The 20,894-nt window shown below is 73.4% G+C and carries 20 protein-coding genes; 14 read left to right on the plus strand and 6 right to left on the minus strand.

Translation table 11 applies throughout. The features are described 5' to 3' along the window. Positions 1–27 precede the first annotated feature (27 nt). Both ABZY44_RS01795 and coaA read right to left on the minus strand, forming a co-directional pair. Positions 28–999 carry a DUF389 domain-containing protein gene (locus ABZY44_RS01795; protein ID WP_356649552.1) on the minus strand — a complete coding sequence of 324 codons (972 nt, stop codon included), beginning with the start codon at positions 997–999 and terminating at the stop codon, positions 28–30. Positions 1,000–1,071: 72 nt separating this feature from the next. Continuing rightward, positions 1,072–2,139, minus strand: a complete 1,068-nt coding sequence (coaA, locus tag ABZY44_RS01800) for a type I pantothenate kinase (protein ID WP_356649553.1) — start codon at positions 2,137–2,139, stop codon at positions 1,072–1,074. A 300-nt stretch (positions 2,140–2,439) separates the two neighbouring features. Here coaA and ABZY44_RS01805 point away from each other — a divergent pair, with 300 nt between their 5' ends. The 7 genes from ABZY44_RS01805 to tsaE all read left to right on the plus strand — a co-directional run bounded on the left by ABZY44_RS01805 (position 2,440) and on the right by tsaE (position 10,104). Continuing rightward, entirely contained in the window at positions 2,440–3,213 is a 774-nt protein-coding gene (locus ABZY44_RS01805) for a hypothetical protein (protein ID WP_356649554.1), read from the plus strand. 160 nt (positions 3,214–3,373) lie between these two features. Further along, entirely contained in the window at positions 3,374–5,221 is a 1,848-nt protein-coding gene (glmS, locus tag ABZY44_RS01810; protein ID WP_356649555.1) for a glutamine--fructose-6-phosphate transaminase (isomerizing), read from the plus strand. 19 nt (positions 5,222–5,240) lie between these two features. Next, the gene (locus tag ABZY44_RS01815) at positions 5,241–5,609 is read left to right on the plus strand and encodes a holo-ACP synthase (RefSeq protein ID WP_356649556.1); all 369 of its coding nucleotides are present in this window, start codon (positions 5,241–5,243) and stop codon (positions 5,607–5,609) included. 16 nt (positions 5,610–5,625) lie between these two features. Next, on the plus strand, positions 5,626–7,044 hold the full coding sequence (locus ABZY44_RS01820) for an NAD(P)H-hydrate dehydratase (protein WP_356649557.1): 1,419 nt from the start codon (positions 5,626–5,628) through the stop codon (positions 7,042–7,044). A gap of 175 nt (positions 7,045–7,219) precedes the next feature. Continuing rightward, entirely contained in the window at positions 7,220–8,377 is a 1,158-nt protein-coding gene (gene alr / locus ABZY44_RS01825) for an alanine racemase (protein ID WP_356649558.1), read from the plus strand. Between the two features lie 10 nt (positions 8,378–8,387). Beyond that, positions 8,388–9,581, plus strand: coding sequence for an alpha/beta hydrolase (locus ABZY44_RS01830; RefSeq protein WP_356649559.1), 1,194 nt, complete (start codon positions 8,388–8,390; stop codon positions 9,579–9,581). A 43-nt stretch (positions 9,582–9,624) separates the two neighbouring features. Then, entirely contained in the window at positions 9,625–10,104 is a 480-nt protein-coding gene (gene tsaE, locus ABZY44_RS01835; RefSeq protein WP_356649592.1) for a tRNA (adenosine(37)-N6)-threonylcarbamoyltransferase complex ATPase subunit type 1 TsaE, read from the plus strand. A gap of 529 nt (positions 10,105–10,633) precedes the next feature. On the opposite strand, the gene ABZY44_RS01840 is transcribed toward tsaE, so the two are convergent. Further along, the gene (locus tag ABZY44_RS01840; RefSeq protein ID WP_356649560.1) at positions 10,634–11,197 is read right to left on the minus strand and encodes a hypothetical protein; all 564 of its coding nucleotides are present in this window, start codon (positions 11,195–11,197) and stop codon (positions 10,634–10,636) included. 176 nt (positions 11,198–11,373) lie between these two features. Between ABZY44_RS01840 and tsaB the strand changes: the two genes are divergently transcribed. The 5 genes from tsaB (at position 11,374) to ABZY44_RS01865 (ending at position 14,734) form a co-directional block, all read left to right on the plus strand. Next, on the plus strand, positions 11,374–12,051 hold the full coding sequence (tsaB, locus tag ABZY44_RS01845; RefSeq protein ID WP_356649561.1) for a tRNA (adenosine(37)-N6)-threonylcarbamoyltransferase complex dimerization subunit type 1 TsaB: 678 nt from the start codon (positions 11,374–11,376) through the stop codon (positions 12,049–12,051). A 38-nt stretch (positions 12,052–12,089) separates the two neighbouring features. Next, positions 12,090–12,608: a ribosomal protein S18-alanine N-acetyltransferase gene (gene rimI, locus ABZY44_RS01850; protein ID WP_356649593.1), complete on the plus strand. Its 519-nt coding sequence runs from the start codon at positions 12,090–12,092 to the stop codon at positions 12,606–12,608. After that, the gene (gene tsaD, locus ABZY44_RS01855) at positions 12,601–13,764 is read left to right on the plus strand and encodes a tRNA (adenosine(37)-N6)-threonylcarbamoyltransferase complex transferase subunit TsaD (protein WP_356649562.1); all 1,164 of its coding nucleotides are present in this window, start codon (positions 12,601–12,603) and stop codon (positions 13,762–13,764) included. The genes rimI and tsaD overlap by 8 nt, the downstream gene beginning before the upstream one ends. A gap of 14 nt (positions 13,765–13,778) precedes the next feature. Next, entirely contained in the window at positions 13,779–14,042 is a 264-nt protein-coding gene (locus tag ABZY44_RS01860; RefSeq protein WP_356649594.1) for a hypothetical protein, read from the plus strand. A 65-nt stretch (positions 14,043–14,107) separates the two neighbouring features. Continuing rightward, complete coding sequence (locus ABZY44_RS01865) at positions 14,108–14,734, plus strand: hypothetical protein (RefSeq protein WP_356649563.1); 627 nt, start codon at positions 14,108–14,110, stop codon at positions 14,732–14,734. A gap of 61 nt (positions 14,735–14,795) precedes the next feature. Here the strand turns inward: ABZY44_RS01865 and ABZY44_RS01870 are convergent, their stop codons facing one another. Next, complete coding sequence (locus tag ABZY44_RS01870; RefSeq protein ID WP_356649564.1) at positions 14,796–15,974, minus strand: methyltransferase domain-containing protein; 1,179 nt, start codon at positions 15,972–15,974, stop codon at positions 14,796–14,798. Between the two features lie 100 nt (positions 15,975–16,074). On the opposite strand from ABZY44_RS01870, the gene ABZY44_RS01875 reads away from it, so the two are divergent. Together ABZY44_RS01875 and ABZY44_RS01880 are read left to right on the plus strand one after the other, a co-directional pair. Continuing rightward, the gene (locus ABZY44_RS01875; RefSeq protein WP_356649565.1) at positions 16,075–17,028 is read left to right on the plus strand and encodes a polysaccharide deacetylase family protein; all 954 of its coding nucleotides are present in this window, start codon (positions 16,075–16,077) and stop codon (positions 17,026–17,028) included. Next, on the plus strand, positions 17,025–17,918 hold the full coding sequence (locus tag ABZY44_RS01880) for a polysaccharide deacetylase family protein (protein WP_356649566.1): 894 nt from the start codon (positions 17,025–17,027) through the stop codon (positions 17,916–17,918). The genes ABZY44_RS01875 and ABZY44_RS01880 overlap by 4 nt, the downstream gene beginning before the upstream one ends. A gap of 112 nt (positions 17,919–18,030) precedes the next feature. On the opposite strand, the gene ABZY44_RS01885 is transcribed toward ABZY44_RS01880, so the two are convergent. Both ABZY44_RS01885 and ABZY44_RS01890 read right to left on the minus strand, forming a co-directional pair. Then, the gene (locus tag ABZY44_RS01885) at positions 18,031–19,449 is read right to left on the minus strand and encodes an FtsW/RodA/SpoVE family cell cycle protein (RefSeq protein WP_356649567.1); all 1,419 of its coding nucleotides are present in this window, start codon (positions 19,447–19,449) and stop codon (positions 18,031–18,033) included. Continuing rightward, on the minus strand, positions 19,437–20,801 hold the full coding sequence (locus tag ABZY44_RS01890) for an LCP family protein (RefSeq protein WP_356649568.1): 1,365 nt from the start codon (positions 20,799–20,801) through the stop codon (positions 19,437–19,439). The genes ABZY44_RS01885 and ABZY44_RS01890 overlap by 13 nt, the downstream gene beginning before the upstream one ends. Between the last annotated feature and the right edge of the window lie 93 nt (positions 20,802–20,894).

The raw sequence follows: 20,894 nt of genomic DNA on the forward strand, positions 1-20,894 counted from the left end.
GTTCGCGTACGCCGGACCCGCCCCGGCTCACGCGCCGGGCGGCACCGTCCCGGGCGGCACCGTCCTGCGGCTCCGGCGGCCGCGGCGGGTGCGCCAGAGCAGCTTCTGCCCGAGCAGGGTCAGTACGCCGGCCAGCACGATCCCGAACAGGTTCAGGAGCAGTTGCTCCGCCGACCCCCACATCTGGGCGAGGTCCCCGTAGCTCAGGGCCACGGCGGCGTTGGCGGCGGCCGGGACGGTGGTCACCGAGATCGCGACGCCGACCAGCGCGCCGGATTTCGCGGAGGTCAGGGAGAGCACTCCGGCCGCGCCGGCGAGCAGCGCCACGACGAAGGAGAACAGGTCCGGCTGCCAGATGAAGCCGGTGTTGGGGCGCGGGGCGACCACCATGTGCCGGTCGAACAGGTCGAGCGCGTCCATCGCCAGGCTGAAGACGGTGGTGGCGGCCATGGCGGCGGCGAAGCCGGCCACCAGGGCGATCAGCGAGCGCGCGGCCAGCCGGGGGGCCCGCTGCACCAGGCCGGTGCACACGCCCGCGAGCGGGCCGAACTCCGGGCCGACCGCCATGGCGCCCACGATCAGGACGGCGTTGTCGAGGACCACGCCGCAGGCCGCGATCATCGTCGCGATGATCATGAAGGCGGTGTAGGTGATGGTGAGCGTGGACTCCTCGTGGGTGGCCTCGCTCAGCTGCTCCCACAGGACGGCGTCGGCGCCCTCGCCCGGGGCCTCCTCCTCGGCCCGCCCGGCGCGCTCCGACAGCGAGAGGTCGATGTTCTCGACCGCGATCGAGCCGTCCCGGTCGATGCCGAGCTTGCGCAGCTCGTACAGGAGCTCGTCGCCGGCCTCGCGCGCCACGTCGCACAGGACGATGTCGCCCGGGGGGACGCGGGCGGCGCCGGGCAGTACCGCCACATGGGTGGTGCCGACCGTCGACTCGACGACGCGGACCACGGCGTCCGTCCGGTCGGGCGGGGTGATCATCCGTAGGTGCAGCATGGCCGCACAGTAGCCCCGGGGCGTGTCCCGGTGGACCGGGGGGGCGGCCCCGGCCCGGTCCCCGGGACGCCCCTAGAGCTTGCGGAGGCTGAGCTTTTGCACCTTGTGGTCGGGGCCCTTGCGGACGACCAGGGTGGCGCGGCCGCGGGTCGGGGCCACGTTCTCCAGGAGGTTGGGCTTGTTGATCGTCCGCCACATCGTCTGCGCGTACTCCAGCGCCTCCTCCTCGGAGACCTGGGTGTACTTGCGGAAGTAGGAGAAGGGGTTCTGGAACGCCGTCTCGCGCAGCTTGCGGAACCGGTTGAGGTACCAGCGCTCGATGTCCTCGGGGCGCGCGTCCACGTACACGCTGAAGTCGAAGTAGTCGGCGAGGCCCACGCGGGTGCGGCCGTCCTTGCCGGGCATGGCCGGCTGGAGGACGTTGAGCCCCTCGACGATCAGGATGTCCGGGCGGCGCACGACGAGCTGCTCGCCGGGGACGATGTCGTAGATCAGGTGCGAGTAGACCGGGGCCGTGACCTCGTCCTTGCCCGCCTTGATGTCGGCGACGAAGCGGGTGAGGGCGCGGCGGTCGTACGACTCCGGGAAGCCCTTGCGGGCGGTCAGCCCGCGCCGCTGGAGCTCCTTCATCGGGTACAGGAAGCCGTCGGTGGTGACCAGCTCCACGCGCGGGTGCTCGGGCCAGCGGGCGAGGAGGGCCTGGAGGAGGCGGGCCACGGTGGACTTCCCGACGGCCACCGAGCCGGCGACCCCTATGACGAAGGGGGTGCCCTGCTGGGCGCCGTGGCCGTTGCCGGCGTCGCCGAGGAAGGTGTTCAGGGTGCCGCGCAGGTTGCTGGTGGCCCCGACGTACAGGTTCAGCAGCCGGGAGAGCGGCAGGTAGACGTCGCGGACCTCGTCGAGGTCGATGACGTCGCCGAGCCCGCGCAGCCGCTCGACCTCGTCGGCCGTGAGCGGCAGGGGGGTCCGCTCGCGCAGGGCGCTCCACTCGGCGCGGGTGAGGTCTAGGTAGGGGGAGGCCTCGTGGCCCCGGCGGCGCGTGGGGTGCGCGGCCTGTCCGGGGTGCGCGGGGTGCTCCGGTCCGTCGGGGCGCTCCGTCGCGCGGTCCGGCGGCGTCCTTCGTGGCGGCGAAGTGATCACAGGGCCATTGTCGGGGCTGGCGGCCCGTTGTGGGTGGTGGGGTCGGTCACGTGGGGCGGGACCTTATGGTCCCGGAAGGGCGGGTTGTACCGGGGCCGGTCTCGATCGGAGAGCCCTGCGGTCTCGGCGCCGTCACGATGCGTGCGGACGGCATTCAATGCGCAGCGGGTGTCGGTACCACCCCGTACGGTGGTGATCACGCGGCCGTCGAGGCGGTTCCCGCGCGCTCACGGGCGTCCGGGGCGCCTCCGCGTGCCGCCCTCTTCTGCTGTCCGACCTGTCCCGTGGGGGGAAACCATCGTGCGCACCGCACTCGTCCGTCGTGCCGTCCTGACCGCTTCCGCCGTGTCCCTGGCTCTGCTCGCCACCGCGTGCGGCAGCTCGGACAAGGCCGACGCGAAGAAGGACGACACGAAGCCGGACACCGCGTCCTCGGCTCCGGCCGCCGCCGCGAAGGGCCGGACGGACGCCGAGCTCGGCGGCCTGCTCCTGGTGCAGGCGGACCTGCCCGACCACGTCCTGAAGACCCCCTCGGCGGACGAGGTGAAGGCCGCCGCCGGGGCCACCAGCGACAAGCCCGCGTGCCTTCCGCTGGTCAAGGCGCAGTCCACGACGGCGCAGGGCACCGCCACCGGCACCGCGCGCGTCAAGGCCGTCGCGAAGGGCAAGGAGCCGGCCGCGGACGCCGGCCCGGAGGAGAAGCTGAAGGCCGGTCTGGACGCCCTCGGCGCGACCGCCACCACCGTCACCCTGGAGTCGTACGAGGCCAAGGGCGCGGAGGACGCCTTCGCCTCGCTCAAGGCCGCCGGTACGGCGTGTGCCGCGGGCTACGGGGTCACCCAGGCGGGCGAGGCCGGCAAGGTCACCAAGGTCGGTCCCGCCGCCGCCGTCACCGCCGGTGACGAGGCGCTCGCCTACACCGTCGAGGGCGACGCCGACGGCGAGTCCTTCACGACGCAGCTCGTGGTCGTGCGCAAGGGCAACACCCTCGCCACCTTCTCGGCCCTGAGCCTGACCGGTACCGCCGAGCAGCCGACGGCCGTCGTCACGGCGCAGCTGAAGAAGCTCGGCTGACCGGCTGACCGGCTGACCGGCTGACCGGCTGACCGGCGGTACCGGCTGCCTGACGCCGTTCGCTCGCAGGTCGACCCCGCTCCGGCGATTTCGCCGGGGCGGGGTTTTCGTCTTGTTCAGGTACCGGGCGGGGAACCAACTACGGCGTACCCTGCGGCTTATGTGCGGAATCGTGGGTTACGTGGGAGCGCAGTCGGCGCTCGATGTGGTCATTGCCGGACTCAAGCGACTGGAGTACCGCGGCTACGACTCGGCGGGTGTCGCCGTGCTCGCCGACGGAGAGCTCGCCGCCGTCAAGAAGGCCGGCAAGCTGGTCAACCTGGAGAAGGAACTGGTCGGGCACCCGATGCCGGCCGGGTCCACGGGGCTCGGACACACCCGGTGGGCCACCCATGGCGGGCCCACCGACGTCAACGCCCATCCGCACCTCGACAATTCGGGGCGCGTGGCCGTCGTCCACAACGGGATCATCGAGAACTTCGCCGCGCTGCGCGCCGAGCTCACCGAGCGCGGGCACCGGCTGGAGTCCGAGACGGACACCGAGGTCGTGGCGCACCTGCTGGCGGAGCGGTTCTCCTCGACCGGGGACCTCGCGGAGGCGATGCGGCAGGTGTGCCGGCTGCTGGAGGGCGCCTTCACGCTGGTCGCGATCCACGCCGACGACCCGGACGTGGTGGTCGGTGCGCGCCGCAACTCGCCGCTGGTGGTGGGCGTCGGGGAGGACGAGAACTTCCTCGCCTCGGACGTGGCCGCCTTCATCGCCCACACCCGGGCCGCGATCGAGCTGGGGCAGGACCAGGTCGTCGAGCTCCGGCGCGACGGCGTCTCGGTGACCAACTTCGACGGTTCGGCCGCGACCGTGCGGGCGTACCACGTCGACTGGGACGCCTCGGCGGCCGAGAAGGGGGGCTACGACTACTTCATGCTCAAGGAGATCGCCGAGCAGCCGAAGGCCGTCGCCGACACCCTCCTGGGCCGGATCGACGCGAGCGGCCTGCTGACCCTGGACGAGGTGCGCATCCCCGACCCGGTGCTGCGCGAGGTCGACAAGGTCGTGATCGTGGCCTGCGGTACGGCCTACCACGCGGGCATGATCGCGAAGCTGGCCATCGAGCACTGGACCCGCATCCCGTGCGAGACGGAGCTGGCCAGCGAGTTCCGCTACCGCGACCCGATCCTGGACCAGCGGACGCTGGTGATCGCGATCTCGCAGTCCGGCGAGACCATGGACACCCTCATGGCGCTGCGGCACGCGCGCGAGCAGGGGGCCAAGGTGCTGGCCGTGTGCAACACGAACGGGTCGACGATCCCGCGTGAGTCGGACGCCGTGCTCTACACCCACGCCGGCCCCGAAGTGGCCGTCGCCTCGACCAAGGCGTTCCTGACGCAGCTGGTGGCCTGCTACCTGGTGGCCCTGTACCTCGGCCAGGTCCGGGGCACGAAGTGGGGCGACGAGATCCGCGCGGTCATCCGGGAGCTGTCGGACATCGCCGCGGCGGTGGAGACCGTACTGGAGACGATGGAGCCGGTACGGGAGCTCGCGCGTTCCCTGGCCGACAAGGACACCGTGCTGTTCCTGGGGCGGCACGTCGGCTACCCGGTGGCGCTGGAGGGCGCGCTCAAGCTCAAGGAGCTGGCGTACATGCACGCCGAGGGCTTCGCGGCGGGCGAGCTCAAGCACGGGCCGATCGCGCTGATCGAGAAGGACCTTCCGGTGGTCGTCGTCGTCCCGTCGCCGCGCGGGCGCTCGGTGCTGCACGACAAGATCGTTTCGAACATCCAGGAGATCAGGGCGCGCGGGGCCCGGACCATCGTGATCGCCGAGGAGGGGGACGAGGCCGTGGTCCCCTACGCCGACCACCTGATCCGCATCCCGGCCACCCCGACGCTGCTCCAGCCGCTGGTGGCGACCGTGCCGTTGCAGGTCTTCGCGTGCGAGCTGGCGACGGCCCGGGGCAACGAGGTGGACCAGCCGCGTAACCTCGCCAAGTCGGTGACCGTGGAGTGAGCGAAGAGGACCGGTCGTTGTGATTGTTGGTGTGGGGATCGACGTCGCCGAGATCGAGCGGTTCGGCGGCGCGCTGGAGCGTACGCCCGGACTGGCGAAGCGGCTCTTCGTCGAGGCCGAACTGACCCTGCCGAGCGGCGAGCGGCGCGGTACCGCCTCGCTCGCGGCCCGCTTCGCCGCCAAGGAGGCGCTCGCGAAGGCGCTCGGCGCGCCCGGCGGACTGCTGTGGACCGACGCCGAGGTGTACGTGGAGGAGAGCGGGCAGCCGCGGCTGCGGGTGTCCGGGACGGTCCAGGCGCGGGCGGCGGCGCTCGGCGTCCGCTCCTGGCACCTCTCGCTCAGCCACGACGCCGGCGTCGCCTCCGCGGTGGTGATCGCCGAGGGATAGCGGGCAGGGTGGTTCCATGCGAACTGCTTACAGCGTGGAGACCGTACGGGCCGCCGAGCGGGAGCTGATGGCGAGGCTGCCCGAAGGCGCCCTGATGCAGCGGGCGGCGGCCGGCCTGGCCGCCGTCTGCGCCCGGTTGCTGCCCCGGGTGTACGGGGCGCGGGTCGTGCTGCTGGTCGGCTCCGGGGACAACGGCGGCGACGCGCTGTACGCGGGCGCGCGCCTGGCCCGGCGCGGAGCCGGGGTGACGGCGGTGGCGGCGGACCCCGCCCGGGTGCACCCGGGCGGGCTGGCCGCGCTCCTGGCCGCCGGCGGACGCCTCGACCCGCAGGTGCCACCGCGGGCGGACCTCGTCGTGGACGGGCTCGTCGGGATCGGCGGACGGGGCGGGCTGAGGCCGGCCGCGGCGGCGCTCGTGCGGGGGATCCCGGCGGGCGCGGCGGTGGTCGCGGTGGACCTGCCGAGCGGGGTGGACGCGGACACCGGGGAGGTGGCGGGAGACGCCGTGCGGGCCGACGTCACCGTCACCTTCGGGGCGTACAAGCCGGGACTGCTCATCGCCCCGGGCGCCTCGCGGGCCGGCGTGGTGCACCTGGTGGACATCGGGCTGGAGTTCCCCGGGCCGCCGGAGGCGGAGGCCTTGCAGCACGCGGACGTGGCGCGGCTGCTGCCGGAGCCGACGGAGTCCAGCGACAAGTACCGGCGGGGCGTGGTGGGGATCGTCGCCGGGTCGGCGCGCTACCCGGGCGCGGCCGTGCTCGCCGTGGCGGGCGCCCTGCGGGGCGGCGCGGGAGCGGTGCGGTACGTGGGGCCGGCGGCCGTCGCGGAGGCGGTGCTGGCCCGCTACCCGGAGACGCTGATCGGGCCCGGCAGGGTCCAGGCGTGGGTGCTCGGTCCGGGGCTGGGGGACGAGGGCGGCCCGGACGCCCTGGCGAAGCCGCTCTCCCAGCCGGTGCCGGTGCTGGTGGACGCGGACGGGCTGCGCGGGCTGGACCCCGGGGCGCTGCGGGCGCGGACGGCGCAGACCCTGCTGACCCCGCACGCGGGGGAGGCGGCGGCGCTGCTGGGGGTCGCGCGCGAGGCCGTGGAGGCGGGGCGGCTCCAGGCGGCCCGGCGGCTGGCGGCGCGGTACGGGGCGACGGTGCTGCTGAAGGGTTCGACGACGGTGGTGTCCTCCCCGTCGGGCGGGACGGTACGGGTCAACCCGACGGGCACGGCCTGGCTGGCGACCGCCGGGAGCGGGGACGTGCTGTCGGGGCTGGGCGGATCGCTGCTGGCGTCGGGGCTGTCCGCGGGGGACGCGGCGGCGGTGGCGGCGTACCTGCACGGCCTGGCGGGGCGGCGGGCCTCCGCGGGGGCCCCGGCCCTGGCCCACGGGGTGGCACAGGCGCTGCCCGCGGTCTGGCGGGACGTCGGCGGCTCGCCGCGCGGCTGAGGTGGGCGGCCCCGGCGCGCGGCTGCGCCCCGCGCGCTCGTGACCCGGCGGTTCCGCGGTCCGGCGGCTCCCCGGTCCGGTGGGCGCGGGTGGCGGGCGGCGCCCCGGAAGCGCTGGCGCGGGTCCGGGAGTGGGCTCACCAGCGGGGGGTGGGGGTTCTGCGAGACTGGGGGGGATGAACGAGACAGCCACGCGCGTGTACGCCGAGATCGATCTTGACGCCGTACGGGAGAACGTGCGCGCACTGCGCGAGCGGGCGCCCCGGTCGGAGCTGATGGCCGTCGTCAAGGCGGATGCCTACGGGCACGGAGCCGTGGCCTGCGCCGAAGCCGCCCGGGAGGCCGGCGCCACCTGGCTCGGGACCGCCACGCCCGACGAGGCGCTCGCGCTGCGCGCCGCCGGGATCGGCGGCCGGATCCTGTGCTGGCTGTGGACCCCCGGCGGGCCGTGGCGGGAGGCCGTCGAGGCCGACGTGGACGTGTCCGTCAGCGCGATGTGGGCCCTGGACGAGGTACGGGAGGCGGCGCGCGCCGCCGGGCGGACCGCCCGCATCCAGCTCAAGGCCGACACCGGGCTGGGCCGGGGCGGCTGCCAGCCCGCCGACTGGGCGGAGCTCGTCGGCGCGGCCGTCGCCGCCCAGGCCGAGGGGACCGTCCACGTCACCGGTCTGTGGTCCCACTTCGCCTGCGCCGACGAACCGGGCCACCCCTCGATCGAGCCGCAGCTGGCCTCCTTCCGCGACATGCTCGCGTACGCCGAGAAGGAGGGCCTCGAGCCCGAGGTACGGCACATCGCCAACTCGCCCGCGACCCTCACCCTCCCGGAGAGCCACTTCGACCTCGTCCGCTGCGGAATCGCGGTCTACGGCGTGTCACCCGCCCCCGAACTCGGCACCCCCGCCCAGCTCGGACTGCGCCCCGCCATGGCCCTGAAGGCCTCCGTGGCCCTGGTCAAGGAGGTGCCCGCCGGGCACGGCGTCAGTTACGGGCACCACTACGTGACCGAGCGGGAGACCCGTCTCGCACTGATCCCCGCCGGCTACGCCGACGGCGTCCCGCGGCACGCCTCCGGCCGCGGCCCGGTGCTCCTCGCCGGCCGGACCCGGTACGTCGCCGGGCGCGTCGCCATGGACCAGTTCGTCGTGGACATCGGCTCCGAGGACGGGGTCGGACCCGGCGACGAGGCCGTCCTCTTCGGGGACGCCGAACGCGGCGAGCCCTCCGCCGAGGACTGGGCTCGAGCGGCGCAGACCATCGCGTATGAGATCGTCACCCGTATCGGGGCACGGGTCCCCCGGGTGTACCGCAACGCGCGCAGCGCAACGGCTGAGTGAGGACGGCGGCGTGAGCGAGAACTGGCGCGGCAGGGCCGGCTGGGCCGGAGCGGCCATCGGCGTGATAGCCGCGGGCGCCGCCGCCGGTGTCGCCGTCGAACGGATCACCGTCGGGCGCGGCATGCGCATGCGGGCGCGCCTCGCCCTCGACGCGACCGGGGACTACGGCTCGCTGCGCGGCACGTCCGGCACCGCGCGGGCCGAGGACGGCACCTCGCTCTACTACGAGGTCGACGAGCTGCCCGAGGAGGGCAAGCGGCGCCGCCTGCGCCGCAAGGCGCCCGCACCGGCGACCGTGGTGTTCTGCCACGGCTACTGCCTCGCGCAGGACTCCTGGCACTTCCAGCGCGCCGCCCTGCGGGGCCTGGTCCGCGCCGTGTACTGGGACCAGCGCAGCCACGGCCGCAGCGGGCGCGGCCTCGCCCAGGCCAACGGCGAGCCGGTGACCTTCGAACAGCTCGGCCGCGATCTGCGGGCCGTCATCGACGCGGCGGCCCCCGAGGGGCCGCTGATCCTGGTCGGTCACTCGATGGGCGGCATGACCGTCATGGGACTGGCGGACCAGTTCCCCGAGCTCGTCCGGGAGCGCGTGGCCGGGGTGTTCCTGGTCGGCACCTCCAGCGGCGGGCTGCGCGAGGTGACGTACGGGCTGCCCTCCGTCGGCTTCGGGGCCGTGCGCCGGCTGCTGCCCGGTGTGCTCAAGGCGCTCGGCTCCCAGGTGGAGCTGGTGGAGAAGGGCCGCCGGGCCACCGCGGACCTGTTCGCGGGCATGGTCAAGATGTACTCCTTCGCCTCGCCCGACGTGGACCCCGGCGTGGCCCGCTTCGCCGAGCGGCTCATCGAGGGCACCCCCATCGACGTGGTCGCCGAGTTCTACCCGGCCTTCCAGACGCACGACAAGGCGGCCGCGCTCCAGCGGTTCGCGGACCTGCCCGTCACCGTCGTCGCCGGGGACCGCGACATGGTCACCCCGCCGGGTCACAGCCAGGCCATCAAGGACGCGCTGCCCTCCGCCGAGCTGGTCGTCCTGGAGTCCGCCGGGCACCTGATGATGCTGGAGCACCCGGACACCGTGACCCGGCTGCTCACCGAACTGCTGGCGCGCGCGGGCGTGGTGTCCGTACCGGCTAACGTTGGCGAGCATGGAAGAAGTAGCGCGGGAAGCATCGCGCAGCCAGGCACAGGATCAGGCACCGGCTCCTGAAGCGGGGACCGAGGCACACGTCACCATCGGCTCGCCCGATGCCATGCAGGACCTCGGCCGCAGCATCGCCGCACTGCTGCGCCCCGGCGACCTCGTCCTGCTGACGGGCGAGCTCGGCGCGGGCAAGACCACCCTGACCCGCGGCCTCGGCGAGGGCCTCGGCGTCCGCGGGGCCGTGACCTCGCCGACCTTCGTGATCGCCCGGGTCCACCCGTCGCTGACGGGCGGGCCGGCGCTGGTGCACGTGGACGCGTACCGCCTGGGAGGCGGGCTGGACGAGATGGAGGACCTGGACCTCGACGTCTCGCTGCCCGAGTCCGTGGTCGTCGTGGAGTGGGGCGACGGCAAGGTCGAGGAACTGTCCGAAGACCGGCTGCACGTGGTGATCCGGCGGGCGGTCGGGCACGAGGAGGTCCTGGACGACGTGCGGGAGGTCGTGGTCCGCGGGGTCGGCGCGCGCTGGTCCGAAGGGGCCGGCGGCGGGGCGGGCCTGCGGGCCCTCGCGGGAGTCCTCGCGGAGTGAACGTGCCGACAACTCGTCGGCAAGATATTGCGCGAGCGGCAGGGCGCGTGGTCACATGGTACCGAGGGCTGGTTAGGCGTACCTAAGTACGGGCCGGCCCCGGCCAGGAGGCAGCCATGTCGGCAGCAGGAGCAGTGGCACCGGGGGCGCGGGCGCCCGGCCCGTCCGCCGTGTCCATGCGGGCGCTGCTCGCCGCGGGCGCGGCGGCCAGCGCGGTGTCCACGCCGCCCTCGCGCGCACGCGGGGAAGGACCGGACCCGGTGACGGACGCCGTGGCGCAGCCTCCGGAAGCGGCTGCGACAGCCGGGGGAGCGCCCGATGAGGGCGACGGGGCCGCTCCGCGGTGCGCGGCGGCCTGAGGAAGGCCGCCCCGAGCGCGGAGGCCGGGACGACGGCCGTGGCCGGTCCCTCGTACGGGTGAATTCCGCGTGTCGGATCCTGGACGGGACCCCGGGCCGGAGCGGACGCGGGCCGGAGCGGACCCCGGGCCGGAGCGGACGCGGGCCGGGCCCCGAACGCTCCCGGAGCGTCAGGGAACGACGACGACCTTCGAGCTGATGGTGGCGAAGGCCCACATCGCGTCGCCGTCGGCGCGCGTCATGCGGATGCCGCCGGTCTTCTTGGTCGCGTCGGGCGCCGGCACCGTGTTGTCCACGCGGGCGCTGAATCCGATCGCGATCCCCTCCGCGGTGGCGAACCGGACCACGTGCTCGATCGGCACCCCGTCCGAGCCGGTCACCGTTCCCGAACGGGAGCCGACCGTGTAGCTGCCGGGCGCCGGGTGGACCGTGCTCGGCATCACCACGAACGACTTCGGCTCCTGGCCCGCCGCGCCCACCAGCCACACGCGCTTCGCGCCGACCGAGTACACGACGCGCACCCCGGTGCCGGAACCGGCCGGTACGGCCACCGGCTTGGCCGGGTCGGCCTTGGCGGTGCCGGGATCGATCGGGGCGGGCGCCGGCGGGACCTGGGCGGCGGCCTTCGGCGGGTGCGCGGGGGCGCTGGCGGAGGCCTGGTAGCCGAGGAAGCCGATGACCGCGAGGGCCGCGGCGGTGAGCCCGGCCACGATTCCCGAGCTGCTGCGTGCCACCTTGCTCCACCTCTCCGCATGGTCTTCGGGGTCCCCGGCGCCGTCGCGGCGCCGTTTCGACGCCGCGTCGCCGGCGCAGGGGTGCCGTGATCACGACACCTGGGTCGAAGGTAGCAGCCGGGGTGCCCGCGGACCGGCCGCAAGGGCCGGGGGCCCCGGAGTCGTAGGCTGTTCGCGTGCTCTTGCTCGCTGTAGATACCGCCACGCCCGCCGTCACCGTCGCCCTGCACGACGGCGAGTCCGTCCTCGCCGAGTCGAACCAGGTCGACGCCCGCCGCCACGGGGAGCTCCTGCTGCCCTCCGTGGACAAGGTCCTCGCCGAGGCGGGGGTCAAGCTCGAAGCCGTCACCGGCATCGTCGTCGGTGTGGGCCCCGGCCCCTACACCGGGCTGCGGGTCGGTCTCGTCACCGCCTCCACCTTCGCGTCCGTCCTCGGCGTGCCCGTGTACGGGCTGTGCACCCTCGACGGGCTGGCCCACGCGGCCGGAGCCGCCGGGATCGAGGGCCCCTTCACCGTCGCCACCGACGCGCGGCGCAAGGAGGTCTACTGGGCCCGGTACGAGGACCCGCGTACCCGGGCCGGCGAGCCCGCGGTGGACCGGCCGGCCGACATCGCCGAGCGCGTCGCCGGCCTCCCGGCCGTCGGCCAGGGCGCGCGGCTCTACCCGGAGGTCTTCACCGACGCGCGGGACCCCGAGCACCAGAGCGCCGGCGCGCTGGCCGCCCTCGCGGCGGAGCGGCTCGCGGCCGGGGCCGCCTTCGAGAACGCCCCGGGCGTCCCCCCGAGCCCGCTCTACCTGCGCCGGCCCGACGCGCAGGTGCCCAAGAACTACAAGGTGGTCACCCCGCAGTGACCGCCCTGCCGTCGGCTCCGGACGTCGTCCTGCGCGAGATGCGCTGGTGGGACATCGAACCCGTGCTGGAGCTGGAACACGAGCTGTTCCCCGAGGACGCCTGGTCCGCCGGGATGTTCTGGTCCGAGCTCGCGCACGCCCGCGGCCCCGGCGCCACCCGCCACTACGTCGTGGCGCGGACGGTGCCGGACAGCGGATCCGCCGACCGCGCGGGCCGCCTGGTCGGCTACGCCGGGCTGGCCGCCGCCGGCGACCTGGGCGACGTACAGACCATCGCCGCCGCCCGCGACCAGTGGGGCACAGGACTCGGCGCCCGGCTCCTGGGCGACCTGCTGCGCGCCGCCACCGACTTCGAGTGCGCCGAGGTGCTGCTGGAGGTCCGGGTCGACAACACCCGGGCCCAGAAGCTGTACGCGCGCTTCGGCTTCGAGCCGATCGGCTTCCGCCGCGGCTACTACCAGCCGGGCAACGTCGACGCGCTCGTGATGCGCCTCTGCGACCCCGCAACCTCCGTACCCGTAGACGAACCCGTGCAAGGTGAGACGACCCATGGCTGACGAACCGCTCGTCCTCGGCATCGAGACCTCCTGCGACGAGACCGGCGTCGGCGTCGTCCGGGGCACCACCCTCCTGGCCGACGCCATCGCCTCCAGCGTCGACGAGCACGCCCGCTTCGGCGGCGTCGTGCCCGAGGTCGCCTCCCGGGCGCACCTGGAGGCGATGGTCCCCACCATCGAGCGGGCCCTCAAGGACGCCGGGGTCAGCGCCCGCGACCTCGACGGGATCGCCGTCACCGCCGGGCCCGGCCTCGCGGGGGCGCTGCTGGTGGGCGTCTCGGCGGCGAAGGCGTACGCGTACGCGCTGGGCAAGCCGCTGTACGGGGTGAACCACCTGGCCTCGCACATCTGCGTCGACCAGCTGGAGCACGGGCCGCTGCCCGAGCCGACGATGGCGCTTCTGGTCTCCGGCGGGCACTCCTCGCTGCTGCTGGCCCCCGACATCACCTCTGACGTGAGGCCGCTCGGCGCGACCATCGACGACGCGGCCGGCGAGGCCTTCGACAAGATCGCGCGCGTGCTGCAGCTGGGCTTCCCCGGCGGCCCGGTCATCGACCGCCTCGCGCGCGAGGGCGACCCGAAGGCGATCAACTTCCCGCGCGGGCTGACGGGGCCGCGCGACGCGGCGTACGACTTCTCCTTCTCCGGGCTCAAGACGTCCGTCGCCCGCTGGATCGAGGCGAAGCGCAAGGCCGGCGAGGACGTGCCGGTGCGCGATGTGGCGGCGTCCTTCCAGGAGGCCGTGGTGGACGTGCTGACGCGCAAGGCGATCCGGGCGTGCAAGGACGAGGGCGTCGACCACCTGATGATCGGCGGCGGTGTCGCGGCCAACTCCAGGCTGCGTTCGCTCGCGCAGGAGCGCTGCGACGCCGCGGGGATCGTCCTGCGGGTGCCCCGGCCGGGGCTGTGCACGGACAACGGCGCGATGGTGGCGGCGCTGGGCGCGGAGATGGTCAGGCGCAACAGGGCGCCCTCGGACTGGGACCTGTCGGCGGACTCCTCGCTGCCGGTGACGGACCCGCACGTTCCGGGCCGGCCCGGGGGCGACGGCGCCGCCCAGGACGAGGGGCACGGTCACGACCACGACCACGACCACGGTCACGGTCACGGTCACGACCACGTGCACGAGCTGAGCAAGGACAACCTGTACTCGTGAGCACCGTCGCGCTGATGTGGGAGGCCCGCTCCGTTCCCGGGCGGGGCAACGAACTCCTGGAGTGGGCCCGTTCGCAGGTGCTCGCCCAGGACCCGGTGCGGCGCGAGGTGTTCCGGGCCCCGCAGGACCGGGTCCTCGTGATCACCTGGTGGGAGACCTCCGAGGGGGTGGCGGCCGAGCTGCCCGAACTGCCGGAGCCCGCCGCCGATTTGATCACGCGGGCGGTCCACCGCTGGAGGTTCGAGTCGGTGGAGACCGCCGAGGCCGGCGGAAGCTGATCCTCCGCGCCGGGCACGGGCGGGACCTGCGGGATCCGCCTGGCCGGGCGGATATGGTCATGCGCATGCCCCGTCGTGACCTTCCCCCGCCGCCCCCTCCCGCGCACCTGCGCGCCTGGCTCGACGAGAGCACCGTACGGGCCGACCGTGCCCGCTTCCTGAGCGAGCTCGGGCGGCGCAGCCTGGGCATCGGACGACTGCTGCTGCTCTGGGCCGTCGCGGCGGTCTTCGCCCTCGGCTGGTCGTTCGTCGGCATGGCCCTGATGGCCTTCGAGGCGCACGACCCGCTCTCGTACCTCTTCGGCCTCATCTTCGCGGTGCTCGGCGTGGGCGTGCTGATCCCGGCCGGATTCTGGTTCGCCTGGGGCGCCAAGCGGGACCGGCAGATACGCCGGCTGCTGTGCGCGTGGGCCGAGCTGGACCACGACCCGGCCGCCGACTCCGCGGCGCGCGCGCCGGGTCTCAGCCTGACCTGGCTGCTGACCTCCTTCGTCCTGGCCGGCGCCGGGCTCTGGGTGACCTTCGGGACGGCGGTGTCGGCCCGGCCCGGCGCCGACACCTACGGCGAGGTCGCGTACACGATGGGCCTCGGCATGATCCTGTGGATCACCGGGCTGCTGGGGGCCGGCAAGGCGGGCGCGCACTACCGCTGGGCGGTACGGGCCTTCCAGGGCGGCCGCACGTCCTCCTGAGCCGGGGCCCGAGTCCGCGTCCCGAACGCCCGTGTGCGGGCCGTCCCGGGCCGGCGGAGCGTCAGGGCCCGGTCGTCGGCGAGCCGATCAGCATCGAGGGAGCGCCCGCGACCCGGGTCAGGAACACGGTCGCGGAGTTCGGGCCCTGCGGCTTCACCTTCCGGCGCAGTTCCTCGGGCTCGATCGCGGAGCCGCGCTTCTTCACCGTCAGGATCCCCACCCCGCGCTCGCGCAGCAGCGCCTTGAGCTTCTTCAGGCCGAAGGGCAGCACGTCGGTGATCTCGTACGAGGTCGCGTACGGGGTCTCGCGCAGCGCGTCGGCGGTGATGTAAGCGATGGTCGGGTCGATCAGCCGGCCGTCCAGCCGCTCCGCGACCTCGGCGACGAGATGGGCCCGGATCACGGCGCCGTCGGGCTCGTAGAGGTAGCGGCCGACGGGACCGGCCTGCGGGTCGGGCAGCGGGTCGGAGGTCGCCAGCGCGCGCGGCCCGGGCAGCAGGGTCGCGCGGATCTCGCCCGGGGCGGTCCCGAACCACAGGACGGCCTCCTTCACGTCCCCCTGGTCGGAGATCCACTCCGCCTCCGCCTCGGCGGGGACCGCCTCGTGCGGGATCCCGGGCGCGATCTTGATGGCGGCGAACTGCGCGGCGCGGGCGGTGGCCACGGCCCACGACAGCGGCGGGGAATAGGATTCCGGGTCGAAGATCCGGCCGCGCCCGCCCCGGCGCGCCGGGTCGATGAAGACGGCGTCGAAGCCCAGGGTGTCGACCTCCGTGACGTCCGCCTCCCGGACCTCGATCAGGTCCGCGAGCCCCAGTGCCCCGGCGTTGGCGCGCGCGACGGCGACGGTCAGCGGGTCGTGGTCCACCGCCAGCACGCGGATGCCGATGCGGGCCAGGGCCAGGGCGTCCCCGCCGATGCCGCAGCACAGGTCGGCGACGCTGCGGACGCCCAGGGCGGCGAGCCGCTCGGCGCGGTACGAGGCCACCGACGCACGCGTGGCCATCTCTCCGCCGCCGGGGGTGAAGTACATCCGCTGTGCGTCCTCGGCCCCGAACTTCGCCACCGCGCGCTGTCGCAGCCGGGCCTGCCCGAGGGCGGCGGACACCAGCGGGGCGGGGTGCTCGCGGCGCAGCCGGGTGGCGACGGCGAGCTCCTGGGCCGGGTCGTACTCCCGGAGCGAGTCGAGGAGGGCGCTGCCCTCGGGGGTGAGGAGCGCGGCGAAGTCTTCGGGGGTCACCGGTCCATTGTCGGCCACGGTGGGCCACTCGGAGGAAGGTCGCACCGTCCCCGCGGTGTCGGCCGGGGCGCGGGCGGGCCGGGTGTAAAGATGCCCAACTATGCAGCTAGTCCGACAAAAGGAACATAAGACGCAACAGGGTCACCGGATCGCGGCAGCAACGCGAGGCCGGTTGGGGAAGGCCGCGACGGCCGCACTGCTGGTCGCCGGACTGGCGACCGGGTGCGGATCCGCGGAGCCCGCCAAGCCGGACAAGGCCTCGAAGGCGAAGGCCGCCGCGGGCGCCGAGGCCGCGGCCGGCGCACTCGGCAACCGCGCCGAGAAGCTGAAGGCCGCCCAACAGGCGCGGGCGGTCGCCTCGAAGAAGTGGGGGCTGGCCAAACCGCCGCTCATGGCCCCGGAGGCGCCCAGGACGAAGCCGACGATCACCACGCGCGACGGCTTCGAGGTCGAGGACCAGGAGAACCTTCCGCCGGTCTTCACCACCGTCCCCACGGAGGAGAAGGTCGTCTTCCTGACGATCGACGACGGGGCGGAGAAGGACCCCGAGTTCCTGAAGATGATGCAGGAGCTCAAGGTCCCGTACACGGCGTTCCTCAGCGACTACCTGGTACGGGACAACTACCCGTACTTCAAGCAGATGCAGGCCGCGGGCGTCACCCTGAACAACCACACGCTCAACCACCGCTACATGCCGGCGCTCTCGTACGAGGCGCAGCGGCAGGAGATCTGCGGCCAGCAGGACACGATCGAGAAGCAGTTCGGCAAGCGGCCGACGCTGTTCCGGCCGCCCTACGGGAACTACAACGAGGACACGCTGCGCGCGGCCAAGTCCTGCGGGATCAAGGCCGTTCCGCTGTGGAACGAGGAGGCCTTCCCGAACCGGATGGACTGGCGGGAATGGGACAAGGACCTCCACCCCGGCGACATCATCCTCACCCACTTCCGGGGCAAGGAGGACTGGAAGGGGAACATGACTGACATGATCCGTCATGTCATGAAGACCGTCACGGCCAAGGGGTACGCCGTGGCCCGCCTGGAGGACTATCTGTGAAGCACACGCGCCGGTTGGTAGCCGGAACGCTGGCGGCCGGCGCGCTCGCGCTGTCCCTGACGGGGTGTGGGGACGGCGCGGATCACACCGAACGACTCGGCCGCGAGGCGACGGGGGCCGCGCCGTCCCCGTCGCCTCCGGCCTCCGCCTCCGCATCCACCCCGGCCTCCGGGGCCGGGCCGGGCACGGCGGGGGACGAGGCGTACCGCAAGTGGGGGCTGAGCGCCCCGTTGCAGTACGCGCCCAAGCCCTCGGTCAAACCCCAGATCCCGCCGGCGAAGCCGGGGAGGGTCCAGGTCATCGACCGCATACCCGTCCCGGCGGACGACAAGGTCGTCTTCCTGACGTTCGACGACGGCGCGGAGAAGAACCCCGAGTTCCTGAAGATGGCGGCCGATCTGAAGCTGCCGATCAGCATGTTCCTGACGGACGACATCGCCTCGGCGGACTACGGGCACTTCGAGAAGCTCCGCGACAACGGATCCAACAGCACGATAAACAACCACACGCTGACGCACCCGAACCTGCGGACCCTGCCCTTCGAGGCGCAGAAGAAGGAGATATGCGGGCAGCAGGAACGCCTGGAGAAACGATTCGGCGCGAAGCCGACGCGCTTCCGCCCGCCGTTCGGCAACTACAACGACGACACCCTCAGGGCCGCGAACGAGTGCGGGATAACCCAGCTCCTCCTGTGGCGCGTGTCGATGCAGATCAACAACTTCCAGTACGCCGAGGGCTCCGCCCTCAAGCCGGGCGACATCGTCCTGGCGCACTTCCGCGGCCCCTCCGAGCTCAAGGGCTCGACGGAGATCGAGATGACCACGCGGATGCTCCAGCGGATACAGGAGCAGGGGTACCGGATCGGACGGCTCGAGGACTACCTCCCGTAGGGCCGTGGCCGGAACGGCTCACCGGCCCCCACCCACCGGCCCCGGCCCCGGCTCCAGGCCGCGGCCGCCGGCAACCGGCTCTACCGCCCCCCCGCCGCCCGCGCCGGGACCGTCAGCCCGACCCCGCGGGGCCGCGGGCCGCCGGCGCCGGCGTGATGGTCGTCTCCGCCGGACCCAGGCTGTCCGCCTCGCGCTGGCGTTCCGCGCTGTCGGAGATGCGCAGGAGCAGGGCGACCATGATCCAGTTGGCCAGCAGGGACGAGCCGCCCGCCGCGAGGAAGGGCAGCGCCTTGCCCGTCAGGGGGATCAGGCCCGTGACGCCGCCCGCCACCACGAAGACCTGGAGGGCCAGCGCCGAGGACAGGCCGACCGCCAGCAGCTTGCCGAACGGATCGCGCGCGCCGAGGGACATCCGCAGCCCCCGCTGCACGAGGAGCGCGTACAGGAGCAGGACGGCCATGACGCCGGCCAGGCCGAGCTCCTCGCCCACCGTCGTCAGGATGAAGTCGCTGCGGCCCGCGAACCCGATCAGCTCCGGGTGGCCCAGGCCGAGCCCCGTGCCCGAGATGCCGCCCGTGCCGAAGCTGAACAGCGCCTGCGCCGACTGGTCCGAGATGACGCCCGGCGGCCGGTCCTTCCAGTAGTACGACAGCGGGTTCAGCCAGGCGGCCACGCGGCCCTTGACGTGCGGTTCGGTCGTCCCCACGACGAAGGCGCCCGCCGCGGCCAGGACCATGCCGCAGACGATCCAGCCGGTGCGCTCCGTGGCCACGTAGAGCATCACCACGAAGACACCGAAGAAGATCAGTGAGGTGCCGAGGTCGCGCTCGAAGACCAGCACGAGCAGCGAGATGATCCACACCGTGATGATCGGTCCGAGCTGCCTCATCGGCGGCAGCCGCACGCCCATGAACTTGCGCCCCGAGAGGGCCAGCGAGTCCCGGTGGATGACCAGGTAGCCCGCGAAGAAGATCGCGATCATGATCTTCACGAACTCGCCGGGCTGCACCGAGAGGCCGCCGATGATGATCCAGCGCTTCGCCCCGTAGGTGTCCGCGCCGAAGAAGGCGGGGGCGATCAGCGCCACCAGCGCGACGGCCATCGTGATGTAGATGAACCGCTGCAGCAGCCGGTGGTCGCGCAGGACCCCCAGCACCGCGATGCAGGCCGCGACGCCGACCACCGACCACATCAGCTGGCCGGGCGCGTTCGCCTCCGCGCCCTTGAACCGCTCGATGTACCCCTGGTCGAGGCGGTGCAGGAGCACCAGTCCCAGCCCGGTCAGCAGCAGGGCGAGCGGGAAGACCAGCGGATCCGCGTACGCCGCGAACCGGCGCACGGCCAGGTGCCCCACCAGGGCGAGCAGCGACATGCTGATCACGAAGCCGGTGAGGTCGGGCGGCAGCACGCCGTTCATCGCCAGGCTCGCGCTGACGTGCCCGGCCACGGTGATTCCGACGACGAGGACGAGCAGCAGCGCCTCCGTGCGGCGGCGCGCGCCCGCCGTCGTCAGGGGCTTCAGTCCACGCACGGGACGCCGCCGCCGTCGATGGCGGGGGTTCCGCTGGTCTTCCGTGACGGGACGGGGGTGCTGCCCGGAGCGGGAGCCGAGCCCGGGGCCGACGCGGCCGGGGCCGGTCCGGAGGTCCCCGGTGAGGAGGGAGCGGCGCCCGGTGCGCTCGGGCTCGCAGAGGCCTTGGGCCCGATCTGCTCGGCAATGAGGCGCTTTATCTTCATATCGTCTACGACGTTTATCTCCGTGCCGTGGTTCCTGCCGAAGCCCTCGATGGGAAGGGTCACAAATTCCACGTTGCCCCCCGACAGGTTCTTCGCCTGCTTCACGAACGACAGCAGGTCCCATCCGCGGTCGGTGACGACGTCCTGCTTCGCGGCGTCGATCAGCTTGAGCAGTTTCACCGGGTCCGTGAAGGTGCCCGCCTGGTTCAGCTTGTACGTCGCACCCGCCAGGAAGGCCTGCTGCCGCTTCGTCCGGTCCAGGTCGCCCATGGCCAGACCGTGCCGCTGCCGGACGAAGGCCAGGGACTGCTGCCCGTCGAGGGTCTGCGGACCCGCCGGGAAGTCGGCGCCCGAGAAGCCGTCCTTCACGGGGTTCTTCAGACACACCGGTACGCCGCCCAGCGCGTCCGCCAAGTGGTAGAAACCGGCCAGGTTCAGCTCGGCGAAGTGGTCGATCGGCACGCCGAGGAAGGAGCGGACCGTCTCGATCTCCGCCTTCCGCCCCGCCTCGCGCCCCTCCAGCTCCAGCTGCCGCCGGTCCTTGACCCCCTGGGCCGAGAGCCGGTCCTCGACCGCGGCCTTCGCCCGCCCGTACGCCTCCTTGACCTTGGCCTTGCCGGTGAATCCGGGTACGCCGCGCAGCTCGACGAAGTCGTCGCGCGGCACCGAGAAGGCCTTCGCCCTGCTCCCGTCGCCCGGCACGTGGAGCAGCATCAAGGTGTTGGTGTTGTAGCCGCCGATGTCGGAGCTGCCGGCGTGCAGCTTGTCGAGGACTTCCTCCGGCAGCGGCTCGCCGTTCTGGTCGCGGCGGCTGTCCAGCCCCATCAGCAGGATGTTCGTGTCGCCGTGCTTCGACCGCTCGGCTCCCTCCAGGGCCTTCGAGCTGCCGATGCTGGAGGCCAGGTCGTCGTACAGGTACCAGGCGGTGGCGCCCGCGCCGACCGCCAGCGCGCAGCCGGTCGCCAGCAGCGTGCGGGCGAGGCGGGCCCGGCGCGAGGGCCTGCGGCGCCGGGACGTGGGGGCCTGGGCGCCCCGGCCCCGGGGCCCGCTCCGTGACAGGTCCGGCCGGCCCTGCCCGTCCGGGCCCCGGCTCCGACCACGACCCTGAGCCTGCGGTTCCTGGGGCTTCCTGCGGTGCGCGCTCATGCTTGTCGATGCTGCGGCAGGGGTGCTGAAGGAAACCTGAGGATCCTGAAGCGCCTTTCAGGGCGGGCGGCACCGCGGACGCCGTGCCGAACA

The organism is Streptomyces sp. NPDC006544 (assembly GCF_040611715.1).
GTDB lineage: Bacteria > Actinomycetota > Actinomycetes > Streptomycetales > Streptomycetaceae > Streptomyces.